Genomic DNA, 13022 nt, shown 5'->3' with positions numbered 1-13022 from the left:
GTCATGCATCTCGACCACGCGGACACCTACCCCCAGCGCCACACCCACGGCGCCGCCGAACCCCACCGCCCCGACGGCACCCGCCGGGCGCTGCGCATCGGCCTCGGCGGACCGGTGGGCTCGGGCAAGACCGCGACCGTCGCCGCACTGTGCCGGGCGCTGCGCGACCAGCTCTCCATCGCCGTGGTCACCAATGACATCTACACCCGTGAGGACGCCGACTTCCTGCTGCGCAACGCGGTACTGCCGACGGCCCGCATCACCGCCGTGGAGACCGGCGCCTGTCCGCACACCGCGATCCGCGACGACATCTCCGCCAACCTGGAGGCGGTCGAGGACCTCGAGGAGACCGTGGGCCCGCTCGACCTGGTCCTCGTCGAGTCCGGCGGCGACAACCTCACCGCGACCTTCTCCAAGGGCCTGGTCGACGCGCAGGTGTTCGTCATAGACGTCGCGGGCGGCGACGACATCCCCCGCAAGGGCGGCCCCGGTGTGACCACCGCCGATCTGCTCGTGGTCAACAAGACCGACCTCGCGCCCTACGTCGGCTCCGACCTCGAGCGCATGGCTCGGGACGCCAAGGCCCAGCGCGGTGCGCTCCCCGTCGTCTTCACCTCCCTGGTTGCCGAGGACGGCGTCCGCCCGATCGCCGACTGGGTCCGCGAACGCCTCGCCGCCTGGACGGCGGCCCCGGCATGACCCCCTCCGGGCGCACCCCGGCACGAGAAGCCCCGACCACGGGGCGCGGTGCGGACTCCCCAGGCACGACGACGGCCACCCCAGGTACAACAACGGCCACCCCAGGTACGACGGCCAACTCGGGCACGGGCGTACGGGCCGTCGCGCGGCTGCGGGCCGAGGCGGACGGACGCGGCGGCACCGCGCTGCCCGTGCTCGCCGGGGACGGCCCGCTCGCCCTGCGCCGCACCCGGGCCACCGGCGGCCAGGCGCGCGTCACGGTGGTCGGCGCGATGAGCGCGCCCCTCGGCGGCGACCGGATCGCCCTGGAGGCGACGGCCGGCGTGGGCACCCGGCTGCGCGTCGGCTCCGCCGCGGCCACGATCGCCCTGCCCGGCCGGACGGCCGAGCCCGCCCACTACGACATCCGGCTGACCGTCGCCGACGGCGCGGTCCTGCACTGGCTGCCCGAGCCCCTGATCTCCGCCCACGGCAGCGATCTGCGCATGACCACCCGCGTCGACCTCGCGGCCACCGCCCGCCTCGTCCTGCGCGAGGAGCAGATCCTGGGCCGTACCGGCGAATCCCCGGGCCGGCTGACCTCCCGCCTCACCGTCCACCGGGCCGGCCGCCACCTCCTCGACCAGGAACTTCGCCACGGCCCCGGCGCCCCGGGCTGGGACGGCGGCGCGGTACTCGGCGGCCATCGCGCGGTGGGTCAACTCCTCGTGGCCGACCCGGTGTACGACACCCGCCCCGTCGAGCCCCGGCCGCTCGCCGAAACCGCCGTCCTCACCCCCCTGGCCGGGCCCGCCGTCCTGGTCACCGCGCTGGCGCCGGACGCCCTCCGGCTCCGCCGGATCCTCGACGAGGCGACCGCTGCCCTTGGGTTGATGTTCACGTCTTGATAAAGAAACGGCGGTTTGCCCTGTACTCGGCGGTAAGCGGGCCAGAAGAATTCTCCTGGCACTCTGTGATCATCGTCGCCTCAGCGGCACAACAATGCAGGGGGATTCCTACGTGAGACGCACAGCACTCTTCGGCGTGGTCGGCGGTGTGATCACCGGTGCGCTGATAACCGGTGCGCTGGCCGCCCCGACGGCCGGGGCCTCGGAGCGGATTCCGGGAGGGGCCGCCGAGGCCCGTGGGGTGGCGGTGGCCGCGGCCAAGGCCGCCAAGCAGGGCATCGACTGGACGGACTGCCCGGCCGACTGGGGGCTGGCCAAGCCGATTCAGTGCGGCTATGTCACCGTGCCGCTCGACTACGCCAAGCCGGGCGGCCGCACCATCAAGCTCGCCGTGGACCGCGTCGGCAACACCGGTACCGCCGATGAGCGGCAGGGTTCGCTGATCTACAACCCGGGCGGGCCCGGCGGCTCCGGGCTCCGCTTCCCGACCCGGGTCACCAACGAGAACCCGCTGTGGACGAAGGTCTCGAAGGCGTACGACTTCGTCGGCTTCGACCCGCGCGGGGTGGGCCACTCCGCGCCCATCTCCTGTGTGGATCCCCAGGAGTACGCCAAGGCGCCCAAGCTCGACCCGGTGCCCGACAGCGAGGCGGACAAGCGCGTCCAGCGCACGCTGGCCCGGGAGTACGCCAAGGGGTGCGAGGAGCGCAGCGGCTGGATGCTGCCGCATATGACGACGCCCAACACCGCCCGTGACATCGACGTCATCCGGGCCGCGCTCGGCGACAAGAAGCTCAACTACCTGGGCGTGTCCTACGGGACGTACATCGGCGGGGTCTACGCGACGCTCTTCCCGACCCATGTGCGCCGGCTGATCGTGGACAGCGTGGTCAACCCCTCGCGGGAGAAGATCTGGTACCAGGCCAATCTGGACCAGGACGTCGCCTTCGAGACGCGCTGGAACGACTGGAAGGCGTGGGTCGCCGAGAACGACGCCGCCTACCACATCGGCGACACCCCGGCGAAGGTCCAGAAGCAGTGGGAGAAGCTGCGCGCGACCGCCAAGAAGAGCCCCATCGGCGGCGTCGTGGGCCCGGCCGAGCTGCTCGGGTTCTTCCAGAGTGCCCCGTACTACGACTCCTCGTGGGCCACGGTCGCCCAGGTGTGGAGCGACTACCTCGCCGGTGACGAGACGGCCCTGGTCGAGGCCGCGGGCCCCGATCTGTCCGACACCGCGGGCAACATCGCCTCGGAGAACGGCAACGCCGTCTACACCGCCGTGGAGTGCGCCGACGCCAAGTGGCCGACCAGCTGGTCGAAGTGGGACCGGGACAACACCCGGCTGGACCGCGACTACCCCTTCCTCACCTGGTCCAACGCCTGGATGAACCTGCCGTGCGCCACCTGGGGCAGCAAGCAGCACACCCCGCTGGAGGTGGGAGCCGCCAAGGGGCTGCCCAAGACGCTGATCGTGCAGAGCACCCGTGACGCCGCGACCCCGTACGAGGGTGCGGTGGAGCTGCACAAGCGGCTGAAGGGCTCGCGTCTGATCACCGAGAAGGACGCCGGTTCGCACGGCGTCACCGGTCTGGTCAACGCGTGCGTCAACGACCGGGTGGACGCCTACCTGCTCAAGGGCACGGTGGACGCCCAGGACGTGACCTGCGCCCCGCACGCCACGCCGGTACCCGCGAAGTCCGGCGCGGCCGCGAAGGACGCGAAGGCCGCCAAGGAGGCGGCCGCCGCGGCGGTCGTCAAGTAGCGCGTGGTGGTGAGCCGGGCCCGTGCGCACCCCGCACGGGCCCGGTGCCGTTTCCCCGGCCGGACGGTCCAGCCGCCGGACGCGACGATCCGCTCGGTCTCCTTGTCGAGCGCGCGCGGCCGGGCGCTCGTATCCGTACCTCTGTCATGGCCGCCCGAGACTACGAGCCCCGGTGGTCAGGGCGCGAGGGAATGTCCGCCGCCGCGCAGCCATGCGTCCTCGGCCGCGTAGTCGAACAGATCGCACATCGGGTCGTAGGCCGCGGCCATGTCGGGGAAGGCCGCGCGCCAGTCCGGGGTGTCCGCCAGCCGGTCGGCGAGCCAGGCGACGGTCGCGGGCAGCGACTCCGGGTAGCCGGTCACCGGGCGGTAGCCCAACTCCCGCTCGGCGGCCGACATGTCGAAGACCATGGGGTGGGCCAGGCTCCAGGGGGTGCTGCCGACCTGCGGATTGGGCGGCTCTCCGGCGATCAGCACCTGCTCGCCGCGCACCCCCAGCACCCCGTCCACGGCGGCGGCGATGTCGGCGACCGTCGGGGCCTGCGGATCACCCGCGTTGAGTACCCGTGAGCCGGGCCGGTGGGCGGCCAGCCGCACCAGCTCCGCGAGGTTGTCCACATGCACCGGATGGAACCGGCTGCGGCCGCCGTAGGCCAGGATCCGCACCGGCCGCCCGTCCAGGGCCCGCTTGACGAAGTACAGCTCACGAGGGGTACGGCAGTGCGGGCCGTGGATCGCCCCGGCGCGCAGCAGCGTCGTCGGCAGCCGGTCCCCGGCGGCCAGCAGCTCCCGCTCCAGCGCGACCTTCCGGCCGCCGTAGCCGTCGCCCGGCGGGACGGTCCGCTGGGACTCGGTGAGCGGCAGCGGATAGCGCGGGGCGCCGTCGGGCCGGTCCTGGGTGCCGAAGCCACGGCCCTGGTCGTCCTCGTACACCGCTGCCGTGGATATCACCACCGCCGATCCGATCCGGTCCGCGAGCCCCAGCAACTGCCGTGCGTGCGCCCGGCCGTAGGCGACGCAGTCCAGCACCACGTCGCAGCCGTCCCCGATCAGCGCGGCCACCGCGGCGTCGTCGTCCCGGTCCACGGCCACGCTCACCACCTCGGCGGGCCAGCTCTCGTCGCGGCCCCCGCCGCGTGAGGCGGCCCGCACCCGCCATCCCTCGGCGGCGAGCGCGCGCACCGCCGCCCGGCCGATCTGTCCCGTGGCCCCGATCACACATACGCTTCCTGTGGTCATGCCGGGACGCTACGGGCCTGGTGCCCCGCTGCCCACATTCCTTCGCCACGGGCAGATTCCACGCCGCTGGGCTCACGCACGGCCCCTGGCGGGCCGGCTCGTCGTGGCGTGTTCCGCGCGCGTTTCCTCAGCCCCGGGCCACCACGACCCCCACGGTCAGCAGTCCGAGCACCACCCAGCTGAACCACAGCCAGCCGTTGCTCCCCAGGGTCACGGTGTAGGCGGTCACCAGCACCAGGCCCCCCACCGTGGCCACCGTCATCGTCTTCGCGGATCCGGGCATCCCCGACCTCCTCACGGCGGTCCTGACGCCCCTTCGCCAGGACCCGGGCCGCCAGGCCCGGGTCCATGGTCTCGCGGCCGGGGGTCCGGACGCCAGCAGACCGCGGGGCCCCGCCCTCAGCCGCTACGGGACTGGAGCGAGGCGAGATAGGCGTTGTACGCCGCGAGCTCCTGGTCGCCGTCGCGGTCCGCGGTGCGGTCGATCCGCCGCGCCTGGCGCTGCTCGGACTTGTACCACTGGTGGACCAGCGCCACCAGGACGATCACCGACGGGATCTCGCTGAAGGCCCAGGCGATACCGCCCGCCCAGGTCTGGTCCGACAGCGCGTCGATGCCCAGCGAGGCGGGCGGGTGCTCGTAGACGCCGACCATGGGCTCGGACGCCATCATCAGCGCGATGCCGAAGAACGCGTGGAAGGGCATGCCCGCGAACAGCTCCAGCATCCGCATCACATAGCCGGGCCGGTGCGGACCCGGATCCACACCCATGATCGGCCAGAAGAAGACCAGACCCACCGCGAGGAAGTGGACCATCATCGCGATGTGCCCGGCCTTGCTCTCCATCAGGAAGTCGAAGAGCGGGGTGAAGTACAGCGCGTACAGGCTCGCGATGAACAGCGGGATCGTGAACGCCGGATGGCTGATGATCCGCACATAGCGGCTGTGCAACAGCGCGACCAGCAGCTCCCGTGGCCCCTTGCGGCCGCGCCCGGCCGCCGGGAGGGCCCGCAGGGTCAGCGTCACCGGCGCGCCCAGCAGCAGCAGGATCGGCGAGACCATGCTGATGATCATGTGCTGCACCATATGGACGCTGAACATGACCATGCCGTAGTCGTTCAGCTTGGTGCACATCGCGATCGCGATGGTCACCACTCCGATCGCGAAGGAGACCAGGCGCCCCACCGGCCAGGCGTCACCGCGCCGCCACAGCCGCGCGGCGCCCCAGCCGTACAACCCGAGCGCCAGCACACAGCCGACCAGGAAGAACGGATCGCCACCGAACTCCAACCCGCGTGCGAGGGTGAACGGCGGCAGATCCATGGTCATGCCGTGTCCGCCGTGATCCATCGAGTATCCCCGGCCTTCCTGCTCCTACCCGGTGCGCACCATATGTGCCCGCACCAGCGTAGAACCCGTCAGCTCAGAGCACGCACTCGGCCTCGGCGTACCGCTCGGCGGGAACCGTCTTCAGCTGCGCCACGGCCTCCGCGAGCGGCACCAGCGCGATGTCCGTACCGCGCAGCGCCGTGATCGTGCCGAACGCGCCGCGGTGGGCCGCCTCGACCGCGTGCCAGCCGAAGCGGGTGGCCAGCACCCTGTCGTACGCCGTAGGGGTGCCGCCGCGCTGCACATGGCCCAGGATGACCGGCCGCGCCTCCTTGCCCAGCCGCCGCTCGAGCTCGACGGAGAGGTGACGGGCGATGCCCGCGAAGCGCTCATGGCCGTAGACGTCCTTGCCGCCGGCCTCGTAGTCCATCGTGCCCTCGCGCGGTTTGGCGCCCTCCGCCACCACCACGATCGCGAATTTCTTGCCCGCCTCGAACCGCGCCCCGACGGTCTTGGTGAGCTCCTCGATGTCGAACGGGCGCTCGGGGACGACGATGGCGTGGGCGCCCGCGGCCATACCCGAATGCAGCGCGATCCAGCCGGTGTGCCGCCCCATGACCTCGACGATCAGCACCCGCTGATGCGACTCCGCGGTGGTCTTCAGCCGGTCCAGGGCCTCGGTGGCGACCCCGACCGCGGTGTCGAAGCCGAAGGTCACATCGGTCGAGGCGATGTCGTTGTCGATGGTCTTCGGCACGCCGACGATCGGCAGCCCGGCGTCCGAGAGCAGCCGGGCGGCCTTCAGCGTGCCCTCCCCGCCGATGGGGATGACCGCGTCCAGGCCGAGCTCCGCCACATGCCCCTTGGCCCGCTCCACACCGTCCCGCAGATGCTCCGGGCGCACCCGGGTGGAGCCGAGGATGGTGCCGCCGAGGGCCAGGATGCCGCTCACGGCGTCCAGGTCCAGCTTGCGGTAGTCACCCTCCAGCAGGCCCTTCCAGCCGTCCTGGAAGCCGATCACCTCGTCGCCGTGGTCGACGGTGGCGCGGTGGACGACTGACCTGATGACCGCGTTCAGGCCGGGGCAGTCGCCGCCGGACGTGAGCACACCAATGCGCATGGCACGCATACCTCTGTCTGCGATGGGGGCTGACGGCCGGACCGCGTCGTCCGGCGGAACCCCGCCACCCTACAAGCGAGCGGGCGGCGGGGGCGCGGTCGTCCGCCGGATGTCCGCCATACGGGCATCCCGGGCCTGAGCGGCGCCCGAGCGAGCGGGCCGCGGCTCAGGCGGGCTGGGTCGCGGCCGCGATCCGCTCGTTGCGCAGCGCCTCGTACCACTGGTCGTCGACCGGCGGCAGCGCGTTCACATCGAGGGCCAGCTTCAGCAGGTGGTCCGCGATGTGCGGGTTGCGGGCCATCACCGGGCCGTGCATGTACGTCCCGAAGACGGTGTCGTTGTACGCGCCCTCGAAGCCGTCGCCGCTGCCGTTGCCGTTGCCGAACCGGACCCGGGCGAAGGGGCGGGCGGTCGGGCCGAGGTGGGTGACGCCCTGGTGGTTCTCGAAACCGGTCAGCGGGGGCAGCCCCAGCCGCTCGTCGATGTCGGCCAGCACGTCCCCGACGCACCGGGCGCCCTCGCCGCGGGTGCTGATCACATCCAGCAGCCCCAGGCCCTGCTGGCGCTGGCCGAGGTCGTTGATGAACTCATGGCCGAGGATCTGGTACCCGGCGCACACCGAGAAGACGATGGCCCCGTTGGAGACCGCGCGGTTCAGCCCGCCGTCCCGGATCAGCCGCTCGGCGGCGAGCCGCTGCGGGCGGTCCTCACCGCCGCCGACCAGGTAGATGTCCCCGGAGGTGGGAATCTGCTGGTCGGAGCGGACGTCCAGCCGGGAGACGTCCAGCCCGCGCTGACGCGCCCGGCGCTCCACCACCAGGACGTTGCCCTGGTCGCCGTACGTGCTCAGCAGGTCGGGGTAGACCCACACCAGACGCAGGCCGTTCTGGCTCGTGCTACGCATCTTCGTGCCTCTCGTACTCGCAGGTCAGTTGCCGACCCGGCGGCGCAGGTCCTGGAACGCGGTGTAGTTGGCGATGGTCTCGATCCGGCCGGGCGGGCAGATCCGCACCGCCTCGTCCACGTCCGCGCAGACCCGGAAGTCCAGCCCGGCGACCTCCAGCCGCACCGCGAGGTCCAGCTTGCGGTCGCCGATCACGCAGATCGGGTGCCCGGCGAGCCGGGTGTAGTCCACGTCCCACAGCCAGGAGGTGTCGGTGCCGTCGGCGCCGCGCGCGTTCACCGAGAGGATCACCGGGGTGGGCGGCGGGTCGATCAGCGAGAAGGTCTCCAGCCAGCCGGCCGGGTTCTTCGCCAGCAGCAGCCGCATCTGGCGCTGCTGGAACGTGACCACGTCGTACCGGCCGGCGACGGCCTGGACGTGGTACATCCGCTCCAGCGCGACCTGCGGGGGCACCCCGAAGGCGGCGGCGACGGCCGCCGAGGTGGCCGCGTTGGCCTTGTTGGCACGGCCGGGGAGCTGGAGGTGGATCGGCCAGGCCGCGCCGTGCGGGTCGAGGACGTAGTCGCCGTTCAGCGCCCAGCTGGGGATCGGCCGGCGGAATCCGCACTCCGCGCAGACCCAGTCGTCGCCGGGGCGCTGGAGCACACCGCCGCAGGACGGGCAGGACCAGGCGTCGTCCTTCCACTCCTGCCCGGCCGCGACCCACACCACATTGGGGCTGGAGGAGGCGGCCCAGACGATCAGCGGGTCGTCGGCGTTGGCGATCACGACGGCCTTGCTGCCGGTCAGGCCCTCGCGCCACTTCTCGGCGAGCATCCGGGTCTCGGCGGCGCGGTCGAGCTGGTCACGGGAGAGGTTGAGCAGCGCGATGGCCTTGGGCTCCGTGTCGCGCGCCACACCGGCCAGGTACTTCTCGTCGACCTCGATGACGCCGTAGCGGGCGTCGGAGCCGCCGGCCAGGGCGGAGGTGATACCGGCCGGCATATTGGCGCCCAGCGCGTTCGAGACGACCGGGCCGGCCGCCCGCAGCGCCTCGGCGATCAGCCGGGTGGTCGTGGTCTTGCCGTTGGTCGCCGACACCAGGATCACGTCCAGGTGCTGCGCCAGCCTGCTCAGCAGATCGGGGTCGAGCCGCAGGGCCACCTTGCCGCCGATCACCGATCCACTGCCGCGGCCCGCGGCCCGTGATACCGCCGCCGCGGCCTTGCCCGCCGTCACGGCCAGCTTGGCCCGCGGTGACAGCGGCTCCGAGTTGCCTGCCATCGTCTCTCGATCCTCCTCGCATACCGGCGCCGTTCCTGCCCCCCGAGCACCGGTGGTACGCCCCCTCCGCGCCGAATCGCCAGCCGGGAGGCCACGGTCGGGGAGCAGCCTATCGAGATCCGGCCGCGGTCCCGAATTCCGTCACCCGCACCGGCCCCCTCCGTCGGGCCCCGTACGCTTGACTGCCATGCGACATGGTGCGATCCCGGGCAGCCGCGGAGCGGTGCGGCCCCTGCGGCTCCTCGGCGATCCGGGGCTGCGCGCACCGTGCGAGGAGGTCACCGCGTTCGACGCCGAACTCGCGCTGCTGGTCGAGGACATGTACGCCACGATGTACGCGGCGCACGGGGTGGGGCTCGCCGCCAACCAGGTCGGTGTGGGACTGCGGGTCTTCGTCTACGACTGCCCGGACGACGAGGACCACCGCCATCTGGGGCATGTCGTCAACCCCCGGCTGGTGGCGGCCGACGGGGTGACGGTGCGGGGGCCGGAGGGCTGTCTGTCGCTGCCGGGCATCGAGGCGGGCACGCCGCGGTACGACCGTGCGGTGATCGAGGGCGTGACGATGACCGGGGAGCCGGTGCGGATCGAGGGCACCGGCTTCTTCGCGCGCTGTCTTCAGCACGAGAGCGACCACCTGGACGGCGGGCTGTTCACCGACCGGCTCACCGGTCTGCGGCGGCGCAGGGCGCTGCGGGCGGCCCGCCGCGCCCCCTGGGCGGCGCCGGCGGACGCGTAGCGCCTGTCCGGCGGGCCGCCGATGTCACGGGCGCGCCGCTGATGTCCTGGGTGCGTGGATCCGCCGGACGGCCCCCAGGGCCGGTTCGGCGGGACGACAGCGGGATTCCGGCGGAGTGCGAGTGGCGGGCGGGGCGGCGGGGGCTCAGAAGCCCGGTGCGCCGACCCGGTGTGCTCAGAAGCCCGGTGCGCCGACCCGGTCGTCCGCCAGGGACAGCCGCCCCCACAGCAGATCGGTGAGATGGCGCACCAACTGGTCGCGCGCGCAGGGGCGGTCGCGCAGCCACCAGTCGCCGGCCGCGTGCATCATGCCGACGATCCCATGGCCCCAGACCCGGGCCACCTCGTCGCCGCCGGGGCCCAGCTCCAGCCGCTCGGCGATCACCGTGGCGAGCTCCTCGCCGAGCCGGCGCAGCAGCGGGGCGGAGTGGTGGCCGACGTCGAAGTTCTGCTCCAGCTCCGGCTGGCCGTGGTCGGCGGGGTGCATCAGGAAGCGGTACACCTGGGGCCGCGCCTCGATCGCCGCCAGATAGGTGTCCAGCGTGGCCTCCACGCGCTGCCGGCGGTCGTCGGCGGGCGCGTCCAGGGCCGCGCGCAGCGAGGCGAGCAGGGCGTCGGTGTGCCGCTTGGCGAGCGCGCGGTAGAGCCCGCCCTTGTCGCCGAAGTGGCGGTAGAGAATGGGCTTGGTGATGCCCGCTTCGGCGGCGATGGCGTTCATCGAGGCTTCTGGTCCGTCGCGCAGCACCACCCGGTCCGCGGCCTCCAGCAGCTCCTTGCGCCTGCGCTGGGCCGCCTGTCGCTGATCGGCTCGCTGACTGGTTCCGGTCTGCATGAGGTTGCCTCCCCGCCCCCGATGTCGTACGCGCGATCGCGCTCCGCGCACTGCGCAACGTAACACCCGCGGGGGCCGCGGGGCCCGGATGCCTGGGGGAGTTGACATCGCCTACTCGTCGGTAACAGACTGCGGTTACCGCAGGTAATAAGCACGTGGAGGGGTCATGGCGGAGTTCTCGTTCGAGCTCAATGACGATCAGAAGGCGGTGCGCGACTGGATCCACGGCTTCGCCGCGGACGTCATGCGCCCCGCCGCCGCCGAATGGGACGAGCGTGAGGAGACCCCCTGGCCGATTATCCAGGAGGCCGCCAAGATCGGCCTGTACTCCCTGGACTTCTACGCCCAGCAGTACTTCGACCCCAGCGGCCTCGGCATCCCCATGACCATGGAGGAGCTGTTCTGGGGCGACGCGGGCATCGCGCTGTCCATCGTCGGCACCGGCCTCGCCGCCGTCGGCGTCCTCGCCAACGGCACCGAGGAGCAGATCGGCACCTGGATCCCGCAGATGTACGGCGACCCGGACGATGTGAAGGTCGCCGCCTTCTGCTCCTCCGAGCCCGACGCGGGCTCCGACGTGGCCTCGATGCGCACCCGCGCCGTCTACGACGAGGCCAAGGACGAATGGGTCCTCAACGGCACCAAGACCTGGGCCACCAACGGCGGAATCGCAGGCGTCCACGTGGTGGTCGCGGTCGTCGACCCCGAACTCGGCTCCAAGGGCCACGCGTCCTTCATCGTCCCGCCGAACACCCCCGGGCTCTCCCAGGGGCAGAAGTTCAAGAAGCACGGCATCCGCGCCTCGCACACCGCCGAGGTGGTCCTCGACCAGGTGCGGGTGCCCGGCAGCTGCCTGCTCGGCGGCAAGGAGAAGCTGGACGAACGCCTCGCGCGCGCCCGCGAGAAGGCCAAGACGGGCGGGGAGCGCCTGAAGAACGCCGCGATGGCCACCTTCGAGGCGTCCCGCCCGGCCGTCGGCGCCATGGCCGTCGGCACCGCCCGCGCCGCGTACGAGGTCGCCCTCGACTACGCCAGGACCCGGCAGCAGTTCGGCCGCCCCATCATCGACAACCAGGGCGTCGCCTTCCAGCTCGCCGACATGCGCACGCGGATCGACGCCGCGCGGCTGCTGGTGTGGCGCGCGTCGTGGATGGCCGTGAACGGCAAGCCGTTCGAGTCGGCCGAGGGCTCCATGTCCAAGCTGTTCGCCAGCGAGACCGCCAAGCAGGTCACCGCCCAGGCGGTGCAGATCCTCGGCGGCAACGGTTTCACCCGTGAGTACCCGGTCGAGCGGATGCACCGGGACGCGGCGATTTATACGATCTTCGAGGGCACCAGCGAGATCCAGCGCCTGGTCATCGCCCGCACCGTCTCCGGCGTCCAGATCCGCTAACGAGAGCCCACGCCGGCGCCGAAGCGCCGGTCACGGGCGGCGAAGGCGGCCAGCAGCGCGCGGAGCTCCTCACCGGTGAAGTCGGGCCAGAGGGTGTCGACGAAGAAGAGCTCCGCGTAGGCCGCCCGCCAGAGCATGAAGTTGGAGATGCGCCGCTCCCCGGAGGTGCGCACCAGCATGTCGATGTCCGGCAGATCGGCGTGCGGCAGATGGCGGGTGAACAGCGCCTCGTCGATGAGCCCGGGGTCCAGCGCGCCGTCCGCCGTGGCGCGGGCCAGCGAGCCGGCGGCGCGGGCGATCTCCTCCCGGCCGCCGTGGTTGAAGCAGAAGGCCAGTGTCATGGCGCGGTTGTGCCGCGTCTCGGCCTCCGCGCGGCGCAGCGCGGCCAGCGTGGCCCCGGGCAGCCGGGCCTCCGAGCCCAGCCAGCGCAGCCGCACCCCCCGCTCGCCGTAGCCACGGAAGACGTCCGCCAGCTGGGCGGTGAGCCGCATCAGGGCGGCCACCTCGCCGCGCGGCCGGTTCCAGTTCTCGGTGGAGAAGAAGAACAGCGACAGGTGCTCGATGCCCTCCTCCAGGGCGGTGTCCACCACCCGCGGCAGCGCCAGGATCCCCGCCTGATGGCCCTGGGTGCGGGAGAGGCCGCGCAGCGCGGCCCAGCGGCCGTTGCCGTCCATGATGATGGCCAGGTGCCGCGGCCGCCCCGGGGCCTCGTCCCGGGAGCCGCGGCGCTGCCGTACCACCGCGGGCGCATCGGCGACCGACTCCCGCAGCAGCCGCTTGACGGAGGGCACTCTCCAGGCTCCGACGTCGAACACCCGCGTCCCTCCGCCTCGGCTTCCCGGCGCCGTGTCTGACGA

The 13022-nt window shown here is 72.3% G+C and carries 13 protein-coding genes; 5 read left to right on the top strand and 8 right to left on the bottom strand.

The genetic code is table 11. The features are described from left to right. Nucleotides 1–3: 3 nt before the first annotated feature. The 3 genes from ureG (at nucleotide 4) to N6H00_RS04910 (ending at nucleotide 3348) form a co-directional block, all read left to right on the top strand. On the top strand, nucleotides 4–699 hold the full coding sequence (gene ureG, locus N6H00_RS04920) for an urease accessory protein UreG (RefSeq protein WP_268970315.1): 696 nt from the start codon (nucleotides 4–6) through the stop codon (nucleotides 697–699). Next, nucleotides 696–1586: an urease accessory protein UreD gene (locus N6H00_RS04915; RefSeq protein WP_268970314.1), complete on the top strand. Its 891-nt coding sequence runs from the start codon at nucleotides 696–698 to the stop codon at nucleotides 1584–1586. The genes ureG and N6H00_RS04915 overlap by 4 nt, the downstream gene beginning before the upstream one ends. Before the next feature lie 94 nt (nucleotides 1587–1680). Beyond that, nucleotides 1681–3348 carry an alpha/beta hydrolase gene (locus tag N6H00_RS04910; RefSeq protein ID WP_268970313.1) on the top strand — a complete coding sequence of 556 codons (1668 nt, stop codon included), beginning with the start codon at nucleotides 1681–1683 and terminating at the stop codon, nucleotides 3346–3348. 176 nt (nucleotides 3349–3524) lie between these two features. Here N6H00_RS04910 and N6H00_RS04905 read toward each other — a convergent pair whose 3' ends face one another. From N6H00_RS04905 to N6H00_RS04880, 6 genes are all read right to left on the bottom strand, one after another. Next, nucleotides 3525–4586 (bottom strand): NAD-dependent epimerase/dehydratase family protein, encoded by a 1062-nt coding sequence (locus N6H00_RS04905; protein WP_268970312.1) that lies wholly within the window; start codon nucleotides 4584–4586, stop codon nucleotides 3525–3527. A 127-nt stretch (nucleotides 4587–4713) separates the two neighbouring features. Next, a complete protein-coding gene (locus N6H00_RS04900) occupies nucleotides 4714–4869 on the bottom strand; it encodes a hypothetical protein (protein WP_268970311.1) in 156 nt (51 codons plus the stop codon). A gap of 116 nt (nucleotides 4870–4985) precedes the next feature. Then, nucleotides 4986–5936 carry a cytochrome c oxidase assembly protein gene (locus N6H00_RS04895; RefSeq protein ID WP_268970310.1) on the bottom strand — a complete coding sequence of 317 codons (951 nt, stop codon included), beginning with the start codon at nucleotides 5934–5936 and terminating at the stop codon, nucleotides 4986–4988. Nucleotides 5937–6009: 73 nt separating this feature from the next. After that, nucleotides 6010–7035, bottom strand: a complete 1026-nt coding sequence (locus N6H00_RS04890; RefSeq protein ID WP_268970309.1) for a 6-phosphofructokinase — start codon at nucleotides 7033–7035, stop codon at nucleotides 6010–6012. Nucleotides 7036–7201: 166 nt separating this feature from the next. Then, nucleotides 7202–7939: a type 1 glutamine amidotransferase gene (locus tag N6H00_RS04885; protein WP_268970307.1), complete on the bottom strand. Its 738-nt coding sequence runs from the start codon at nucleotides 7937–7939 to the stop codon at nucleotides 7202–7204. A gap of 24 nt (nucleotides 7940–7963) precedes the next feature. Beyond that, complete coding sequence (locus tag N6H00_RS04880; RefSeq protein ID WP_268970306.1) at nucleotides 7964–9202, bottom strand: Mur ligase family protein; 1239 nt, start codon at nucleotides 9200–9202, stop codon at nucleotides 7964–7966. Nucleotides 9203–9389: 187 nt separating this feature from the next. Between N6H00_RS04880 and def the strand changes: the two genes are divergently transcribed. Then, entirely contained in the window at nucleotides 9390–9941 is a 552-nt protein-coding gene (gene def, locus N6H00_RS04875; RefSeq protein WP_268970305.1) for a peptide deformylase, read from the top strand. A 174-nt stretch (nucleotides 9942–10115) separates the two neighbouring features. Here def and N6H00_RS04870 read toward each other — a convergent pair whose 3' ends face one another. Further along, nucleotides 10116–10772: a TetR family transcriptional regulator gene (locus N6H00_RS04870; protein ID WP_268970304.1), complete on the bottom strand. Its 657-nt coding sequence runs from the start codon at nucleotides 10770–10772 to the stop codon at nucleotides 10116–10118. 166 nt (nucleotides 10773–10938) lie between these two features. Here N6H00_RS04870 and N6H00_RS04865 point away from each other — a divergent pair, with 166 nt between their 5' ends. After that, complete coding sequence (locus N6H00_RS04865) at nucleotides 10939–12165, top strand: acyl-CoA dehydrogenase family protein (RefSeq protein ID WP_268970303.1); 1227 nt, start codon at nucleotides 10939–10941, stop codon at nucleotides 12163–12165. Here the strand turns inward: N6H00_RS04865 and uppS are convergent. Next, the gene (gene uppS / locus N6H00_RS04860; RefSeq protein WP_268970302.1) at nucleotides 12162–12980 is read right to left on the bottom strand and encodes a polyprenyl diphosphate synthase; all 819 of its coding nucleotides are present in this window, start codon (nucleotides 12978–12980) and stop codon (nucleotides 12162–12164) included. The two genes, N6H00_RS04865 and uppS, sit on opposite strands and share 4 nt — an antisense overlap. Between the last annotated feature and the right edge of the window lie 42 nt (nucleotides 12981–13022).

Source organism: Streptomyces sp. S465, assembly GCF_026898115.1.
GTDB classification, from domain to species: Bacteria; Actinomycetota; Actinomycetes; order Streptomycetales; family Streptomycetaceae; genus Streptomyces; species Streptomyces luomodiensis.
Note: the sequence above shows the minus strand (reverse complement) of the source record. Positions and strands in the feature narration are given on the sequence as shown.